Source organism: Streptomyces sp. NPDC003691, from assembly GCF_053981115.1.
The window spans coordinates 66,368-84,114 of sequence record NZ_JBSFNQ010000018.1; the positions used below are offsets into that span (position 1 = coordinate 66,368).

Sequence of the window (17,747 nt, forward strand, 5' to 3'; positions counted from 1 at the left end):
GGTCGCCCGGCCGACTCGGGTTTGGACCGTACGCCCCCGGGCCCGTACCGGCCGGCCCGGAGCGGAGCCGTACCGCTACCGCAGGACGAGCGGGATCTCCCGCCAGCCGTACGCGATGAACGACGGCACCTGCTTCAACTCCTCCGGCGGCACCGCGAGCCGCATCCGGGGGAAGCGCTCGAAGAGCCGCGGCAGCGCGGTCAGCGCCTCCACCCGGGCCAGCGGCGCCCCGATGCAGCGGTGCACCCCGATCCCGAAGGCGAGGGAGTCGTCGGCGCCGCGCCGGGCGTCGAAGGCCGTCGCGTCGTCGCCGTAGTGCTCCGGGTCGTACCCCGCGGCGGCGTACGTCGTCAGGATCGCGTCGCCCGCCGGGATGGTGACGCCCGCGATATCGAGATCGGTGACCGCGAACCGCAGCGGCAGACTGGCGATCGACGGAGCCACCCGCAGCACCTCGTCCACCACCGACTCCCAGCCGATCTCGCCCGACCGGACGGCCGCGAGCTGCTCGGGGTGGCTCAGCAGCAGCACCACCGCGTTCCCGATCAGATTGACGGTCGTCTCGTAGCCCGCGCCGATCACCAGCAGCAGGGTGTAGAGCAGTTCCTCGTCGCTGAGCCGGCCGCCCTCCTCGTCGCGGACCCGGATCAGCTCGGTGGTCATGTCGTCGCCGGGATTCCCGGCCTTGTAGGCGATCAGCGCGGGCAGCACCGTACCGATCTGCCGCTGCACCGAGGCCGCGTGCTCCGGGCTGGGGTCGGTGGTGTCGATGATCGCGGTGATCATCCGGCCGACGTCGCCCACCAGATGCTCCGGCACACCGAACAGCTCGCAGATGATCCGCATCGGCAGCGGCTGGGCGTAGGCGGCCCGCAGATCGACCGGACCGCCGCCGTCCGCTGCCTCGCCGAGCGCCGTGAGCAGGTCCTCCGTGACCGACTCGACGCGCGGGCGCATCGCCTCGGTGCGGCGGGCGGTGAAGCTGGGCGCGACCAGTTTCCGCAGCCGGGTGTGGTCGGGGCCGTACGTCGACAGCATATTGACCACCCCCACCCAGCCCAGGATCCAGTGCCAGGACGGATGGGCCGTGACCTCGCCGAACCTGGACCAGTGTTTCCGGGGGTCCTTGCTGACCCGGGGATCCAGGATCAGGGTCCGGAGCAGGTGGTACGACGTCGGCGCCCAGGCCGGGATGCCGCCGGGCAGTTCGACGGGGACGACGGGGCCCAGCGCGCGCAGCCTGGCGCTCTCGGCCGGAATGTCGGCGCCGAAGGGGTCGATGGCGACGGGGAGCTGTTCGGCCGGGGACTCCGTCCCGGTCTCGGTCGCGGTCATCCTCAGACTCCTGACTCGTGATGTGCGTCGGTGTGAGTGGGGCCGGGGACGGTGCTGATGGCACCGGAAGGACCGGGGTCCGGATGGTGGCGGACGCCGGTGTACGGAGCGCCGGTGCGGGCGGCACCCCGCCGGGGGGAGGGGGGAGCGGTCTCCGCGGGCCCCGGGGTCCGGGGGATCCGCAGGGTGCGTTCCTGTTCGGTGTCGGGCGCCCGCGGCGAGAATCGCACCGGCAGGGCGGTGAGCGAGCGGTGGAAGGGGCCGGGACGCCAGGTGAGCCGGGGACGGGGCAGCAGGGGTTCGAGGTCCGGGAGCCATTGGGTCAGCCGTTCGATCGCCTCGGTGGCGATGAGCAGCGTGTGCTGCTTCACGGGACAGGCGTGCTCGCCCGCCGACCACGACAGATGCGAGGCGTCGTGCGGGTGGTGGGCACCCCCGTGCTCCCGTTCCGCGAAGTGGCCGAGCGCGCCGTACGAGACGACGACGGGCACCGCCGCACGTACCCATACCCCGTGGAAGGCGACTGACTCCCTGGCGTAGTAGATGCCGTAGTTCGCGAGCGGCGTCTCGTAGCGCAGCACCTCCAGCACCGCGTCCATCACCGGCCGTGAACCGCTGGTCAGGGTCGAGTAGTAGGCCGGGTTGCCGAGGATCCGGGAGAGCGCGTTGGAGACCAGGTTGGAGGTGGGCTCATGGCCCGCGCCCAGGGAGAGGAAGACCTGCCAGGTGACCTCCTCCCGGCTCAGCCCCAGGGGGTGGTCGAGCAGCCAGCTGGTGAGGTCGTCACCGCGCCGGGCGGTCTTGGCCGCGATCAGTTCGAAGACGTACGCGCCGTACTCGGCCTCCCCCTCGGCCGAACGTTCCCCGCCCTCCATGAGTTTGGCGAGGGAGGTGTGGAGGCGGTCGCTGGAGCTGTCCGGGAGCCCGAAGAGGCTGTTGAAGATCAGCGACATCAGCGGGCGGGAGAACTCGGACACCAGATCGGCGCGGCCCGCGGGGCCGATCTGTGACACGAGTATGTCGACGGCCCTGTGCACCCGTTCGCGCAGATCGTGGGGTTCCACCAGGCCGAAGGAGTCGACCAGGGCCCGCCGGTAGCGGACATGCACGGCGCCGTCGGCGAAGAGGGCGTTGGGACGCCAGCGCATCATGCCGAGGAGGTGGTGGTCCTCCGGGACCGTGGCCTCCCAGGGGCGCGGATCGCGGGACCAGGTCGCGTCGTCGTGGAGGAGGTCGAGGGCGGCCCGCCGGTCGGTGACGACGTACGCGGGTACACCGGGGGCGAGTTCGGCGACACCGACCGGGCCCTGGGCGCGCAGCGCTTCGTAGTAGGCGTGCGGATCGGCGGCGAAACCGTCCTCCCAGAGGCGGACGGGCTCCGGGGTATCACCGGTGCCGGTGGCTTCGGTGGCTTCGGGAGTGTGCCCGGTGGCGGAGGTGCCGGAGGGGTGCGGCTCGTAGGGGCAGGAGGAAGTGGGGGGTTGGTTCAAGGGGCCGGATCTCCGTCCGCGGGCTGAGGGCGAGGGTGTGCTCTGACGGTCCGTGTGCGGGGTGTTCCACGCGGGTGTTCCACGGGGCGGCTCCGCGCGGGCGGGCTGTGCGGGCGTTCTGCGACGCGGGCGTTCTACGGGGGCGTGAGCGTCAGCAGATGCTCGACGAGCGCGAGCAGGGCGTCGACGGAGGAGTTGCGGTCCCGGGCGTCGCACCGCACCATCGGGGTCGCCGCCTCCAGGTCCAGCGCGCGCCTCAGCTCGTCGTCGGTGTGGGCCAGGGCGTCCGGGAAGGTGTTCAGCGCCACCGCGTACGGCAGCCCGCTCTCCTCGACCATCCCGAGCACCTCGAAGGAGGCGTCGATGCGCCGGGTGTCCACCAGGACGAGGGCGCCCAGAGCGCCCAGGGCGATATCCGCCCAGAGGCTACGGAATCGTTCCTGCCCGGGGGTGCCGAAGAGATAGAGGACGATGCCGCCGTCGAGGGAGATCCGGCCGAAGTCGATGGCGACGGTCGTGGTCGTCTTGTCCCGGACCCCGGCGAGATCGTCCACCGCCACCGAGGCCTCGGTGAGCTGCTCCTCGGTGTGCAGCGGGCGGATCTCGGACACCGAGTCGATCAGGGTGGTCTTGCCGACCCCGAAGGGCCCGACGACCAGGATCTTCACCAGCTCGCGGGTGGAGTCCGGCAGATGCAGGCCGCCGGAGTCTTTCCTAGAGCTTGAGGGCGCGGAGGCCATCGACCACTCGCTTCAACAGATCGGGCGCGGGCAGGGCTGCGCAGGGGATGGGCGGCCGGGCGCGGACCAGCCCCCGGTCGATGAGATGGGCGGCGAGTACGCGTACGGCTGAGACGGGCAGCCCGAGGAGGGCGGCCACTTCGACGACGGTGAGGGAGCCTCCGTCAAGTACCCGGAGCAGCGCCTCCTGGGCGGCGGGCAGCCCGGGCGGCACCCCGGGGCCGGAGACCGCGGGTGGCGGTAACGGCACTCCGTACTCCGGGGTGGACCGGCCCGCGGGGACCGGTTCCGGTTCCGGCTCCGGTGCCTGCTGCCGCGGTCGCGGGCCGGGCCCCGGCGTCGGCTCCGGCGCTTCCGGTGGTGTCCCGGCGCCCGGTACGGCCAGGCCCGTGAGGACCGACAGCCGCTCCAGAGAGTCCGTACTCGGCCTGGCCCGGCCGCCCGTCGACAGATATGCCGGGACCAGGGGACGGCCGCCCCGGCGGGCCGTCATCCGGCAGCGACGTCGCCATCGGTCCCACGGGGCGCCGCGGACATGGCTTTCTCACCCAGCTTCGCCACCTGCGAGTGGACCCGGTGGGCCAGCAGGTCGAGCCGTACCTCCGGGTCGCCGTAGGCGGCCACACAGGTGCCGTGGCGGGTGGGCGCCACCAGGATGTAGCCGTGGTCCGACTCGATGACGACCTGCCGGACCTCGGCGGTCTCCCGGTCGGCGAAGGTCGCGGCGGCGCTGCGGCAGGCGCCCTGCACGGTGCTGATGATGGCGGCGGTGCGCTCGGCCGACGGCCGTGACAGCCGGTCGGAGTAGCCGGAGACCAGGCCGTCGAGGGTCAGCAGGACGGCGGCCCGTACATGCGGGATCTCCAGGATCGGATCGAGCACCCAGGCGGTGTCGCCGGAATCGCGGGAGGTACGGGTGGTCATCGGGGGTGGTTCCCTTCGGTGTGGCCGGCGCCGGGGTCGAGGGCGCCGGGTTCGGCGGCTTTGCGTGCGGCCGCGGTGCCGGCCTGGAGCGCGCCGAGGGCGGCGGCGGCCTCCTCCGGGGTCCGCACGGCGGAGCGGGGACGGGCGGGGGCCGTCTCCGTCCCGGTGGTTCCGTCCGTCCGGACACGGCGGCGGCGCCGGGGGAGCGCCTCGCCTTCCGGCCGGTGGGGCTGGGGTGAGTCGTCCGGGGGGTGCCCGGCGGTGGTCCCGGGCCCGGGAGGCGGTGTCCCGGCCGGGGCGTTGGCCTCCCGGGTACCGGTGCCGTCCGGCGCGGCCGGGACACCGGACCGGGCGGTGGTGGCCGGGGCGGCGCCGGGGGAGGTACCGGCAGCGGCTGGACCGATGGCGCCCGGGTCTCCGGCGCCGTCCGGCGCGGCGGGGTCACCGGACCAGGCGGTGGTCTCCGGGTTTCCGGTGCCGTCCGGCGCGGCGCCGGTACCGGCCCGGTCCGTCAGATAGGCGCGGCCCGTACGGGGCGCCGGGGCGGCGGTCTCCGGGTTTCCGGTGCCGTCGTGCGCGGCGGGTACGCCGGGCCTCTGGTCAGCGGGACCGGTGCCGCCGGGTGCGGCAGGCGGGTAGGTCCCCCGGGCCGCCGGGCCGGTGCCGGCCGCGGCGGGGTGCGCCGGTTCGGCGGCGGGGTTTCCGGTGCTGTCCGGCACGGCTGCCGTCCCGGGCCCCTGGTCCGCCAGGCCGGTGCCGGGCGTCCCGGCGGCGTCCGGCACGCCGGCCGCGGCGCGGTCCGCGGGAGTCGCCGGGTCCCCCGGGTTGTCCGCGGCCGCCGCGGCAGCGGACCGGCGGCTCTGGCGGACCGGGAGCCGTCCCGGCTCCGGCAGGGGGTGGCGGCCGGAGTGCTCCTGCGCCGCCGCCTCCGCGGCGCCCGCGCTCCGGGTGGAGCGCGGCGCGCTGGCCGCCGGGGGGTGTGCCACGGGGTCGATACGGCTCAGCAGATGGGATTTGATCAGCAGTACGGCGCGGACGCCCCCGTACGGCGACGGCGAGGACAGGTCGACCGACAGGTCGAACTGCCGGGTCAGCTGGCCGACGGCGGCCAGCCCCATCCGCGGCGGATCGCCCAGTTCGGAGAGGAGAATCGGTTCGCTGCCGGCCGCCATCCGCTGGGCGTAGGCCCGTTCGTCGGCGGCCATGCCGACGCCCGCGTCGTCCACGGTGACGGTGACGCCGTGATGCGCCCGCTCCAGATGGACCGTGACCCTGGTGTCGGGGGAGGAGTGCCGCAGGGCGTTGTCCAGCAGCTCGGCGACGATGATCGCGACGGGCTCGACGGCGTGCGAGACCAGCGCGGTGCCGTCCTCCAGATGGTTGCCGATCTCGACACGGTGGTAGCCGACGATCCTGGACTGCCCGCCGGTGACCGCGTCGACCAGATGCGACTCCTCGCGGGCCAGCCCCACCCAGGCGCCGCAGACGACGGCCGCGACCTGCGCCCGGCGCAGCGACTGCTCGTTCTCGTGGTCCAGGGCGTAGAGGATCTGGGAGAGTTCGGGGTCGTCGTACCGCTGCTGGAGGGCGCGCAGATCGTCCTGGAGACGGTAGAGACCGGCCTGGACCTCGCGGGTGGCGCCGCGCATCACGGCCCGGGCGGCGGCGTCGACGCGCTCGCGCTCCCGGTCGAGGGCGGCGCACACTCCGGTGAGGACGCCGTCCAGGGCGGTGCCGAGTTCACCGGTTGCGGTCTCGGGGCGGAGGGCCCCGGGAACCCGCACATGGGGATGGACGGTACGCGCGGCGGTGGCCGGGAGCCGGTGCTCCGCGAGGTGCGCGACCTCGGCGGCGCAGGCCCCGGCGGTCCGAGCGGCCGTACGGTCGGCTTCCTCCCGGGCGACGACGAGATGGGTCCGCAGCGTCTCGATCTCGGCGGCCTGCCGGTGCCGGGTCCGCCGGGCCCGCAGCAGGCCCCCACCCAGAACAAAGGCCGACAGGGTCCCGGCGGCCAGGCCCGCGGCGGCCAGCTCCGGTATCTCGATCATCGAAACCTCTGGGGAGGGTGGTGGTTCTGGTGCCGTCGTCGACGACCGCTCAAGTACACACCGTTAGTGATCGGTTGCGGGAGGGGCCCCGGGAAGAAATTGTGAACTTGTTTTAATGATCGGCCACTTATGTCATGGATTGCTCTCTATGGGGCGTGAGATGCCTCAAGTGGCTGCTGAGCAGGGTGTGGTGACTGTTTTCCCTGGTGAACGGGGTGGCCGCAGGTGCCCCGGTAGCCGGTGGTGCCGGACGGCGGACTCCCCGGACGGGCGCCCCGGAGCTGGGCGCGTACCCCGGCGGCGGACGGAACAGGCTCGGACCCAGCGGGCCCGGACGGAACGGGCCCGGACAGAGCGGTACGGCCGCGGCGCTCCCCCAGGAAGCCGCGGCCGTACCTCATTCACCGGTCGTCTCCGACTCCGGGGGGCTCAGTCCCGGGGCCGGGGCGGCGCCGGAGTGTGGCGCTCCATGGTGACGATCTCCTCGTCCGCGGAGGGCTCGGACGAGGGAGCGGGCGGCGTGGCGGTGCCGTCCGTCGTGGGCGTGCCCTCACCGGAGCCGACCGGCGGGGCCGCGGGCGGCGTGGCCGGAGTCTCGGCGGGCGGGACGGCCGGACCGGGCGCCGGCGGCGCCGGAGTGTGGCGCTCCCGGGGCAGAATGCCCTCGGCCGGCGGTACCGGGGTCTTCGTCCCGGCCTGCGGGGCGGTCGCCGGGTCGCCGGTGACCGGCGGGACGGGCGTCTGCGGGCCGCCCGGGGCGGTGCCCTGGTCGGCCGGAACGGTGGGCGGGGCGACGGGGCCCGGGGCCGGCGGCGCCGGAGTGTGGCGCTCCCGGGGCAGAATGCCCTCGGCGGCCGGAGCCTGGGCGGCTCCGCGTGCGATGAAGTCGTTCGAACTGTTCTGTGTCATCTTTCCTGTCCCCCTTGTGTCGGTGCCTGTGGAACGAGAGCGGCCTTCCGGCCGGGAACTCCCCCGAGGGTTCCCGGACGGAAGGCCAGGGACCTGCTCCTCACCCCCCGGAGAGGAGAGGTCCCGTGCGATCCGACTGCCCCCCGTTGCGCCGGATCGACTGCTGAAGAGCATGTCGGATCGGCATAAACATTCGATGAACGTGGAGACAGAAACCGGTCACAACCCCGTTCAACTGCGGAAACGCGGCGGCTCAAGGGCGCCGTGCGTCCCGTCTGTTCGAGAGTGCGCCCCCCGGTGCAGTCACCGGGCGCCTTCGCGCCCCCGTCCTGGCCGGCGTATCCGGGCGCCGGTTCCCGCTGTTGCTTCCGTTTCGCCGTCGGTCGGCCCTTCCGTTTGCCGCCGCGGGCGGTGGCCGTCCGGACCGGACGGCGCACGGCGCCCGACGGGGACACGGATTCGCACCCGGTTTCGGTTCACCGCGGCCGGACGGTCCGGGGGACCGGCGTCCGACCGCCGTCCGCCGGAGCCGGAGGCGCGTTCCGGGGCGGGGCCGGAAGCGGATCCGGAAGCGGGGCGGGCCGGGGTGGGCCGGGAGCCGCCCCGGCCGGAACGCGGCCGCACCGCGGCGGTGACCCTGGCGGTGAACTCAGAGCGTACTCAGCGGCGCGAGCAGCCCTCTGGCCTCCTCCGCTTCCGGTGCACCCGCCGCTTCCAGAAGGGACTTCGCCTCCAGCCAGCAGGCCCGGGCGCGATCCGCCTGGCCCAGGGCCGACAGGGCCCGGCCCAGGGTGATCAGGACGATGCCGCGGATCCGGTCACCGCCGATGCAGCCGATGGCGAGGGCCTGTTCGCAGTGCTGGGCGGCGCGGGCCGCGCGCCGGGCCGAGAGATGGACCTGGGCGATCCGGAAGTGGGCCGTCCCTTCCCAGAGCCGCTGCCGGTTCGCCTCGAACAGCTCCAGCGACTCCGTCAGCTGCTCCAGCGCGTCCGGGTGCCGCCCCGCCTGGGTGAGCGCGACGCCCAGCGCATAGCGGGCGTTGGCCAGCCGCAGGGTGTGGTTGATCCGCTCGTATATCGCGACGCCCTGCTGGGCCAGGTCGATGGCCTCCGGCACCCGGTCCAGGGAGAGCTGGGTGCGGGAGAGGTTGCAGAGGGCGCTGGCCTCGCTGGAGAAGCTGCCGTCGAGCCGGGCGCCCTCGGACGCGCGGCGCAGGAACTCCTCCGCCGCCTCGTAACGCCCCTGGTTGAAGGCGATGATGCCGCGGTCGTTGTCCGACCAGTACTGCGGGGCGGCGTCCCCGACGGCGCCGGCCAGCTCGGCGGCGATCCGGGCCTCGTCGTCCGCGTCCTCGTAACGTCCGGCGATGAGGTGCACATTGGTGGTGGACACCCGGGCCCTGGCCTCCGTGCGGACCTCCCCGGCGCCGTGGGCGGCGTCCCGTACGGCGAACGCGGCCAGTTCGTACAGCTTGGAGTTGGCCCCGGACTCGGCCAGCCCCTGCGCGGCCCACAGCAGATCGGCGGCGATCCGCAGCCGCCGCCCGCCCGCCGCCTGCCGGGCGCTCGCGAGCATGCAGTTGGCCTCGGAGTAGAGCCAGTCCTGGGCGCGGCGGCGGTCGGCGAAGACCAGCCCTTCGAGCCCCACCGGGCCGACATGGTCGACCAGCCGGTCGCCGGGGCGCTCGATCCCGTACACCCGGGCGGCGGTGGCGAGATAGAAGTCCAGCAGCCGGGCGAGGGCCTCCTCGCCCTCCTCGGAGCTTTCGTCGCGCTCGGCGCAGGCGCGGGCATAGAGCCGGACGAGGTCGTGGTAGCGGTAGCGGCCGGGGGCGGCGGACTCCAGCAGGGAGGTGTCCACCAGGGCCTCCAGCAGATCCTCCGTCTGCTGGGCCGGAAGGCCCAGCACGGCAGCCGCGGCAGCCAGGGACATGTCAGGACCGTCCGCCAGTCCCAGCATCCGGAAGGCATGGGCCTGGCCCGGCTCCAACTGGCCGTAGCCCAGCTCGAAGGTGGCCTTCACGGCGAGGTCGCCGGCCTGCAACTCGTCCAGGCGGCGGCGCTCGTCGGCGAGCTTCTCGGCGAGCACCGACACCGTCCAGGTGCGCCGGGCGGCCAGCCGGGAGGCGGCGATCCGGATCGCCAGCGGCAGGAAACCGCAGGCGGCGACCACGTCCAGCGACGACTGCCGTTCGGCGGAGACCCGCTCGAAGCCGACGATCCGGGAGAAGAGCTGGAGCGACTCCTCCGGGGACATCACATCCAGGTCCACCAGATGCGCCCCGGCCAGATCGACCATCCGCACCCGGCTGGTCACCAGGGCGGCGCAGCCCGCGGTCCCGGGCAGCAGCGGACGGATCTGGGCGGCGTCGCGGGCATTGTCCAGCAGGACCAGCACCCGGCGCCCGGCGAGTGTGGAGCGGTAGAGCGCGGACCGCTCGTCGAGGGTCTCGGGGACGGCTGCCTCGGGCAGCCCGAGGGCGCGCAGGAAGGCACCCAGCACGGCCTCGGGCTCGGCGGCGCGGGCGCTGGTGCCCTGGAGGTCGATATAGAGCTGGCCGTCGGGGAAGCGGGGGCGGGCCTCGTGGGCGACATGGACCGCGAGGGTCGTCTTCCCGACACCGCCGATGCCCGCCAGCGCGGACACCGCCATCACCGACCCCTCGGCCGTCGCCAGCCGGTCGCTCAGCTCCCGGACGAAAGAGGTCCGGCCGGTGAAGTCCGGGACGGTCGCCGGCAGCTGGGCGGGCTGGGCCGGGGGCGCCGGGGCCGTGTGCTGTTCGGGGGGCGCGGCGAGTGCCGTGTCCGCCCGCAGGATGCGCTCCTGCAACTGCGACAGCTCGGGATTGGGGTCGACGCCCAGCTCCTCCAGGAGCAGTCGCCGGGTGTCCGCGTAGACCGCGAGGGCCTCCGCCTGGCGGCCGCTGCGGTAGAGCGCGAGCATCAGCAGCTCGCGCATCCGCTCCCGCAGCGGATAGGCCGCGGTCAGGGCCGTCAGCTCCGAGACCGCCTCGGCATGGGCCCCGACCTCCAGATCGAGATCGAGGCGGGTCTCCATCAGCTGGAGCCGCCACTCCTCCAGGCGGGTCCGCTGGTTCTCCGCGTACGGGCCGGGGACATTGGCGAGGGGCTCGCCGTCCCACAGCCCGAGCGACTTGGTGACCAGCTTCCGGGCCTGGCCCGGGTCCCCGGCGGCCCGGACCTTCTCGGCGGCGGCCGCCAGCTCCTGGGCGACCGAGAGGTCCAGGGCGTCCCGCTCTATCCGCAGGGCGTAGCCGCCGGCCTCGGAGACCAGGGTGGTCGACGAGAGCACCTTGCGCAGCCGGTGCGCATAGGTCCGGATGGTGGCCAGGGCCTGGGACGGCGGCTCGTCGCCCCACATGGCGTCGATCAGCTCGTGCGAGGTCGCGGTCCGGCCGTCGCGCAGCAGCAGCGCCGCGAGCAGCGCCCGCTGCTGCGGGGAGCCCGGCGGCAGCGGCTGCCCGGCGCGCCAGGCGCGGACGGGACCGAGCACACTGAAGCGGAGTTCGACGGCGCCGTTGGCTCCACTGGCCTCGTTGGGCGCCGGAGTCCGCTGCTCCGGTACGCGAGGCCCGCTGTCACGGTCCATGCTGCCCCCTGCCCCCAACTGCCGGTTCGCATCCGACAGTCTGCCTTGTGTACGTCGGCTCCGTCAGCAGGCGGAGCGCCTCATTCGGCTCATTGCCCTGGCCTGTCGGCTCCCTAACGCCCCTTGGCGATCTCCCGCCACATCCGGCAATCGGCCCTCCGCTTTCCCCCGGCGAACGGGAGCGGAGTGTCAAGGCCGGTAGATTTCACCAGGGTTGGCCTTGGCGGGGGCGAGCAACTGGGAGACCGTGACAAAGGTGTAGCCGCGCTTCTTCAGCTCGGTGACAATCCCGGGAACGGCGGGAACCGTTCCGTCGTAGATGTCATGCAAAAGAATGATTCCGTCCTTCTTGGCCTGCTTGAGTATGCGGCTCTCTATGAGTGCGGAGTCGTTGGTGGAGTAGTCCTTGGCGGTGGCGTTCCAGAGGATCTGGGCGAGCCCCAGCTCCTTGGAGACGGCCGTCACGTCGTCGTTGATGCGCCCCTGCGGCGGCCGCATCAGGGTGGGCTTGCGGCCGGTGATCTTCTCCAGCTCGATATTGGTCCGGGACAGCTCCTCCCGGATCTCGCTCTTCTTGAGCTTGTCGAGCCGCGGATGGGTCCAGGTGTGGTTGGCGACCTCGTGACCCTCGTCAGCGAATCGTTTCACCACCTCGGGCCACTTGGTGAGGTGATTCCGGCCCATGACGAAGAAGGTGGCCGGGACCCTCTCCTGCTTGAGGTAGTCGAGCAGCTGCGGGGTCTTCTTGCCCGGGCTGGAGTCGAAGGTCAGCGCGATGCACTTCACCTTCTCGCAGTCGACGGTCCCCGGGGCCGGCTCGCCCTTCGCGTCGCCCCGCGCGGTCGCGGGCGCGGTGGTCTCCATCCCGCAGGCCGCGAGGGCGGGCACGGCGAGTGCGAGCAGCGCGGCGGCGACTGCCGGCCGAACGTTTCTCCTGGTGGCGGGCATGGTGGGGATCCCCCTGGGCGTTTCGGAGTGGTCACTTCCGCTTGCACACTACACACGACTGCGAGAGGTGCCTGGCGGGGGCGTAGGGGAAGACGCGACGCAGGGGGCGGAGGTTCCCCAGGTGTCCGGTGAGGTGTCGGGGACGGCTGGTGCCGGGAGTGTGGAGGCGCCGGGCGGGGGCGGGCCGGAACGTCCCGCGGGCCTGTCCGCGGGGCCTGTCCGGGGGGTGCCCCGGCCCTGTGCGGACCTCCCGCCGGGCCCGCCGCGCCCCGCCCGGTCCCTGCGGCGCACCCGTGCCCCGGCCCCGTACGGCTGCCGCACCCCGGTCTCGTACCGCCGCCGCACCCTCCGGCCGGTTCCGTCACCCACCACTAGCTGACGAACCGTCAGATCGCCGCTACCGTGAATCCATGGAGAACTTCCCGAAGATCATCTCGGTGGACGACCACACGGTGGAGCCCCCTCATGTCTGGCGGGACCGCCTCCCGTCGAAGTACGCGGACGCCGCACCGCGCGTCGTCCGCGCCCCCCTGAAGGAGATGACCTTCCTGGGCGGGAAATTCGCGCCCGTCATGGGGGAGAAAGGGGACGAGGGCCCGATCGGCGACTGGTGGATCTACGAGGACCTGCGCCGCCCCCTCACCCGCCTCGACACCGCCGTCGGCTACGACCGCGACGAGATCAGGCTCGAAGTGATCACCTACGAGCAGATGCGGCCCGGCTCCCACAGCGTCCCGGACCGTCTCGCCGACATGGACGTCAACCATGTCCAGTCCGCGCTCTGCTTCCCCACCTTCCCGCGCTTCTGCGGCCAGACCTTCACCGAGGCCAGGGACCGCGAGCTGGCCCTCCTCGGGGTCCGCGCCTACAACGACTGGATGGTCGAGGAGTGGTGCGGCCCCGAGGCCCGGGGGCGGCTGATCCCGCTCACCCTCGTCCCCCTCTGGGACGCGGAGCTGGCCGCCGCCGAGGTCCGCCGCAACGCTGCCCGCGGGGTCCGGGCCGTCGCCTTCTCCGAGATCCCGCCGTTCCTGGGGCTGCCCTCCGTCCACGGCGACGGCTGGGACCCCTTCCTCCGGGCCTGCGACGAGACCGGCACGGTCATCGCCATGCATATCGGCTCGTCCTCCAGGATGCCGTCCACCTCCGCCGACGCCCCGCCCGCCGTCGGCTCCACGATCACCTTCGCGAACTGCTGCTTCTCGATGGTCGACTGGCTGATGAGCGGCAAGTTCGAACGCTTCCCCAACCTGAAGATCATGTACGCCGAGGGGCAGATCGGCTGGATTCCCTACATCCTGGAGCGCGCCGACACGGTGTGGGAGGAGAACCGGGCCTGGGGCGGAGTGGCGGAGAAGGTGCTGCGCCCGCCGTCCGAGCTGTTCGCCGGACATATCTACGGCTGCTTCTTCGACGACCCCTTCGGCCTGCGCAATCTCGACGCGATAGGCGCCGGGAACGTGCTCTACGAGACGGACTACCCGCACTCCGACTCCACCTGGCCGAAGTCCCGCGAGGTCGGCGAGGCCCAGATGGGCCACCTCGCCCCGGACGTGGTGGAGCGGATCGTCCGGGGCAATGCGATCGAACTCCTCGGCCTGACGGCGGACGGCCTCTGGGCGGGCTGAGCCCGGCTCTCCGGTGCGTTACGGCGCGGTGCGCTCCAGCGCGATCACGGGGATCACCCTGCTGGTCCCGGCCTGGTACTCGGCGAAGGCCGGGACGCGCTCGGCCTGCGCCGCATAGATCCGGTCCCGCTCCTCGCCCTGGAGCGCGGTGGCGGTGGCCTCGTACTCCTCCACCTCGCCGCCGTCGGTCCCGACCTCCACGGTCACCCGGGGATGCGCCGAGACGTTCCAGTACCAGGCGGGGTGCCGGTCGGCACCGCCGTTGGAGGCGAACACGACGATCCGCCCGCCGTCCCGCGCGTACGCCAGCGGGGTCGTCGTCAGCTTTCCGCTGCGGGCGCCGGTGGTGGTGAGGAGCACCAGCGGAAGGTTCTCGAACATCCCGCCGACCCGGCCCGCGTTCCCCCGGAACTCCTCGATGATCTTCTGGTTGAACTCCGACGGTGACATCGGCTGCTGCTCGGACACGATCGGCCCTTTCGCCGGCGGTGACGCGACGGCGTGGTTGCCGCCACGAAAGGGGATCCTCGCACCCCTCGGCGCCCTTCCCGGCGGACCCGCCGCGTGATGGCTGGTGAGCGGCTCCCAGTACGGCGGCTCCAGGACGGCCAGCCCCCGGGCGAGGCCGCTCGGGAGTATGACGACGTCCGGCCACGCTTCCAGCAGATTCAGCGGCCGCGGGGGGAGGCGCGTACCGGCCTCCGCGGGGCGCCGCTCGCTCATGCCATGTCCCGGTCGACCCGCAGCGCACACCAGGCCCCGCCGGCCGTCACCCCCCACCCGTCGGCGAGTACGGCCACCAGATGCAGCCCCCGCCCGTTCTCGTCCAGCGGCCCGGACTGCCGCATCCGGGGCACCCGGGGACTGGCCGACCCCACCTCCACGAACAGCCGCTTGTCCGTCCGCCACATCCGGATGTCCACGGCACCCTCGCCGTGCACCAGGGCATTGGTAACCAGCTCGGAGACGATCAGATCCACGGCGTCGGTGAGATGGTCCAGCCGCCACAGCCGGGTGTGGGCCCGAGCGGCGTACCGCATGAGTCCGGGCCACAGCCGGTCCTCGTCGGTGAGCGGATCACCGGCCTTCCCGGACCGGTTCAACCGCACTTCGAATCCGGCCGCAGGTACCGGAGCCGGTTCGGTCGTGATGGTGCTCATGACGAGTCCCTCTCGCAAGCCCATTGGATTGTCGTGCAGGCGTGCGGATCGCCACCTTGCAGAGTGGTTCTCCGGCAAGGTCGTGCCTGCGTGTGCTGCCTCAACTACCGTGACGGCGGGACTGAACGAGTCGCAATACGAACACCGCTGAATACCCTGCGAGTGGCCAAAGTGGACTATGCGGGGGCGTGCTCAACGGCCGTCGGTGCCTGCACAGAGGCGCGATGGACCTGCACAGCGGCATACTGGACATGCACACGGGCCCTGGAGGGGTGCGCAGGTGGGAGCCAAACGCGGGGCGACGGGCCGTCGCCTGGAACTAGGCATTCAACTTCGGCAGTTACGGGAGAACTGTCCACCCGTTGAGCGGGCCGGTGGCAGAGGCATGAGCCGCAAGGAGGCGGTTCGGGGGCTGAAGGACTTCTCCGAGGCGACGCTCACGAGGATCGAACTCGGCGAACTCAACTTCCGCCGCAACGTCGGGGTACTGCGGACGCTGCTGAAGCGGTACAGCGTGACGGACGAGCAACTCGTCGAGGAACTGGTCGCGCTGAACCGGGAGGCGCCGAACGAGGAGTGGTTGACGCAGTACCGCAGTTTCATGCCACCTGGCATGCCGCATTACGTTGGGCTTGAAGCAGAGGCGGTCGCCATCACGGCGTACCACCCGACGGTGGTGTTCGGGATGCTCCAGACGGCAGAGTACGCAAAGGCCATCTACGAGATGAGCCGCCCGGTAGAAGACACCACTACAGAGTTCGTCAACCGCAACGTTGAACTCCGCATGGAGCGTAAGCGCAGGGTGCTTGTACGAGAGAAACCTGTACGGCTTCGGATCATCCTGGGTGAAGCGGCGCTGCGGATCCCGGTGGGTGACGATGACGTAATGCGCGGCCAGTACGAGGAGATCGTCCGGCTGGCGAGCCTGGACCACGTCTCGATACAGGTCCTCCCATTCCGTCGTGGGTACCGTGCCGTCCACGACTTCCGAATCCTCGATCTCGGGGATCTGCCGTCCCGGGTGCAGACCGACAACGCATGGGGTGCGATCTCCACCTCGGACAAACCGCAAGAGGTGAGCCGGTTCATGCGCCGGTTCAATTCGATGGTGGGTGTGGCCCTCGGGGTCGAGGAAACCATCGCCTTTGTGACGGAACTAGCGAGAAGGTAGTAGAGCCATCAATACTCACTCCGCGATAGAGCTGATCCCTGCCGGTCCGTGGTTCAAGTCGTCCTACAGCGACGGTACGGGGAACGAGTGCGTCGAGGCCGCCTGGTTCAAGTCCTCGTACAGTGACGGAACCGGCAACAACTGTGTCGAGGTCGCTGACCTCGCCACCCACATCGGGATCCGGGACTCCAAGGTCAAGGACGGTCCGGCTCTCCATATCCCCGCCGCCGCCTGGTCCTCCTTTGTGAGCTTCGCGGCCGGGGCACCGCGCCTCTAGGGCCGTGTCGGGGTGCTCCTCTTTTCCAGCAAAGGGGAGCACCCCGACACAGCCATCACCCACCCCACCGCCAGTACAGCTCCGGCATCGGCTGCTGCCCGCAGGCGGAGAGCTTCAACTGCGGGTTCTGCCGGTCGCGGGCGTCCCAGCGGGCGGGGAGTTCGCGGTCGTCCTGGTACAGACAGCGATTTCCGCTTCCGGAAATCTGCCAGGCGGTCCGCTTCCACGTGGTGCTCTGCCACGGCACCCGGGTCCACCGCTGGTCCGGGTCGCCGGGCCGGCACGACGTGAGCCGGGCGGACTCCTCCGACGCGGTCAGGCAGGAGCCCCGGTCGCTCCGGGGCCGGATCGTCTTGTCATGGCCCAAGTCCCATTTCTGTTCGGCCGAACCGTCGCAGGCGCGGATATCAACCTTGTCGGCGTCGGCGTGCAGACACTGCTCCGGACTCCGGCCCGTGAAGTACGTGGTCCGGCCGATGTCCCCCAGCAGCTCACCGGTGCGCGGGGCCCGTGGACTCTGCTGGTACTGGCGGTGGATCCACAGACTCCAGTCCTTCTTGAGCGGGCCCTTGAAGGGGGCTACGTTCGCACAGGTCCCGGTGGCGCGGCACTCCCGGTTGGCGATGTACCAGCGCGCCACCTCGTCCTTCTCGGCCGACTCGGCGGCGTTGAGGTTCGGCTTCAACGGGGACATGGTGTAGCCGAGGTAGGAGGAGACCGGGATGCCGAGGGCGTAGCCGACCTTCCTGAGGTACCGGGCGGTGATGCCGTGGTCGCTGTGGTCGACGCCGCCGCCGAGGCCGAAGGCGAACGAGGCGTTGTCGTGGTCCATGGTCAGAATGCGTTCGGCCCCGCTCAGCCGGACCAGTGCGGAGACCGTCGCGAGCAGCTCGCTCTCCGTATAGCTCCCGCTGCCGCCCTGGAACGGCTCGATGCTGCTCCGGCTCCCCACGAAGAGCTTGAGCAGGCTGTTCGGGCTCCCGCCCCGGGGGAGTCCGTCGTGGAGGTCGAGGAAGGTCAGCCGTACATCGGTGTCCCGGTCCTTGTCGGCGAGGAGATAGGACCGGACCCGGACGCCGTCCGCCTGCACATCGGCCCGCTTCCAGTCGTTGGCCGCCTCGGCCATCTCGGCGTAGGCCGCCCGTACCCCGTACTCCCTGCGGTCGACGTACTTCAGCGCCGCCTGCCGGTCCTTCTTGCCGTCGTCGCCCGCGGTCAGATAGACGGTGTCGACGGGGCATCCGGCGCGGATGGTGTGTCTGATCTCCGGGGTCAGGAAGAAGACGTCGTCATCGGGGTGGGCCACACCGACCAGGGTGCGACGGCAGGTCTGCGGGTCCTGGGCCGGGGCGGCCGGGCGGGTCGATCCCGCCGCGATCTCCGGCGGGGGATAGCAGGCCGATGCCGACAGGGCGCAGACGGCCAGCGCGGCCGCGACCCTTGCCACCCGGGAGCTTCGCCCCACCGGGACCCCTTCCACCGCCGGCACTCTTCTGACGCCGAGCAT

General features: G+C 72.0%; 15 protein-coding genes and 1 pseudogene. 3 read left to right on the forward strand and 13 right to left on the reverse strand.

What is annotated here, in order from left to right; genetic code table 11:
* Window positions 1–75: 75 nt before the first annotated feature.
* The 10 genes and pseudogenes from ACWDR0_RS11965 to ACWDR0_RS12010 form a co-directional block, all read right to left on the reverse strand.
* Window positions 76–1,335, reverse strand: a complete 1,260-nt coding sequence (locus ACWDR0_RS11965) for a cytochrome P450 family protein (protein WP_456351527.1) — start codon at window positions 1,333–1,335, stop codon at window positions 76–78.
* Window positions 1,336–1,337: 2 nt separating this feature from the next.
* Entirely contained in the window at window positions 1,338–2,825 is a 1,488-nt protein-coding gene (locus ACWDR0_RS11970; protein ID WP_456351528.1) for a cytochrome P450, read from the reverse strand.
* A 134-nt stretch (window positions 2,826–2,959) separates the two neighbouring features.
* Window positions 2,960–3,565 (reverse strand): GTP-binding protein, encoded by a 606-nt coding sequence (locus ACWDR0_RS11975; protein ID WP_456351529.1) that lies wholly within the window; start codon window positions 3,563–3,565, stop codon window positions 2,960–2,962.
* Window positions 3,540–3,815, reverse strand: coding sequence for a DUF742 domain-containing protein (locus tag ACWDR0_RS11980; protein WP_456351566.1), 276 nt, complete (start codon window positions 3,813–3,815; stop codon window positions 3,540–3,542). The genes ACWDR0_RS11975 and ACWDR0_RS11980 overlap by 26 nt, the downstream gene beginning before the upstream one ends.
* Window positions 3,816–3,950: 135 nt before the next feature.
* A pseudogene (locus ACWDR0_RS11985) lies at window positions 3,951–4,058 on the reverse strand (DUF742 domain-containing protein); the annotation flags it as partial.
* On the reverse strand, window positions 4,055–4,489 hold the full coding sequence (locus ACWDR0_RS11990; protein WP_456351530.1) for a roadblock/LC7 domain-containing protein: 435 nt from the start codon (window positions 4,487–4,489) through the stop codon (window positions 4,055–4,057). The pseudogene ACWDR0_RS11985 and the gene ACWDR0_RS11990, both read right to left, overlap by 4 nt.
* On the reverse strand, window positions 4,486–6,537 hold the full coding sequence (locus ACWDR0_RS11995; protein WP_456351531.1) for an ATP-binding protein: 2,052 nt from the start codon (window positions 6,535–6,537) through the stop codon (window positions 4,486–4,488). Before ACWDR0_RS11995 ends, ACWDR0_RS11990 begins: the two co-directional genes overlap by 4 nt.
* Before the next feature lie 429 nt (window positions 6,538–6,966).
* Window positions 6,967–7,446, reverse strand: a complete 480-nt coding sequence (locus ACWDR0_RS12000; RefSeq protein ID WP_456351532.1) for a hypothetical protein — start codon at window positions 7,444–7,446, stop codon at window positions 6,967–6,969.
* A gap of 649 nt (window positions 7,447–8,095) precedes the next feature.
* Entirely contained in the window at window positions 8,096–11,056 is a 2,961-nt protein-coding gene (locus tag ACWDR0_RS12005) for an AfsR/SARP family transcriptional regulator (RefSeq protein ID WP_456351533.1), read from the reverse strand.
* Between the two features lie 189 nt (window positions 11,057–11,245).
* A complete protein-coding gene (locus ACWDR0_RS12010) occupies window positions 11,246–12,004 on the reverse strand; it encodes a polysaccharide deacetylase family protein (RefSeq protein WP_456351534.1) in 759 nt (252 codons plus the stop codon).
* A 410-nt stretch (window positions 12,005–12,414) separates the two neighbouring features.
* Between ACWDR0_RS12010 and ACWDR0_RS12015 the strand changes: the two genes are divergently transcribed.
* Window positions 12,415–13,632, forward strand: a complete 1,218-nt coding sequence (locus tag ACWDR0_RS12015) for an amidohydrolase family protein (protein ID WP_456351535.1) — start codon at window positions 12,415–12,417, stop codon at window positions 13,630–13,632.
* An 18-nt stretch (window positions 13,633–13,650) separates the two neighbouring features.
* Here ACWDR0_RS12015 and ACWDR0_RS12020 read toward each other — a convergent pair whose 3' ends face one another.
* Both ACWDR0_RS12020 and ACWDR0_RS12025 read right to left on the reverse strand, forming a co-directional pair.
* Window positions 13,651–14,100: a nitroreductase family deazaflavin-dependent oxidoreductase gene (locus ACWDR0_RS12020; protein ID WP_456351536.1), complete on the reverse strand. Its 450-nt coding sequence runs from the start codon at window positions 14,098–14,100 to the stop codon at window positions 13,651–13,653.
* 251 nt (window positions 14,101–14,351) lie between these two features.
* A complete protein-coding gene (locus tag ACWDR0_RS12025; protein WP_456351537.1) occupies window positions 14,352–14,792 on the reverse strand; it encodes an ATP-binding protein in 441 nt (146 codons plus the stop codon).
* Between the two features lie 385 nt (window positions 14,793–15,177).
* Between ACWDR0_RS12025 and ACWDR0_RS12030 the strand changes: the two genes are divergently transcribed.
* Window positions 15,178–15,963, forward strand: a complete 786-nt coding sequence (locus ACWDR0_RS12030; RefSeq protein WP_456351538.1) for a DUF5753 domain-containing protein — start codon at window positions 15,178–15,180, stop codon at window positions 15,961–15,963.
* A gap of 34 nt (window positions 15,964–15,997) precedes the next feature.
* Window positions 15,998–16,240, forward strand: a complete 243-nt coding sequence (locus ACWDR0_RS12035) for a DUF397 domain-containing protein (RefSeq protein ID WP_456351567.1) — start codon at window positions 15,998–16,000, stop codon at window positions 16,238–16,240.
* 55 nt (window positions 16,241–16,295) lie between these two features.
* Here ACWDR0_RS12035 and ACWDR0_RS12040 read toward each other — a convergent pair whose 3' ends face one another.
* Window positions 16,296–17,705 (reverse strand): ricin-type beta-trefoil lectin domain protein, encoded by a 1,410-nt coding sequence (locus ACWDR0_RS12040; protein WP_456351539.1) that lies wholly within the window; start codon window positions 17,703–17,705, stop codon window positions 16,296–16,298.
* Between the last annotated feature and the right edge of the window lie 42 nt (window positions 17,706–17,747).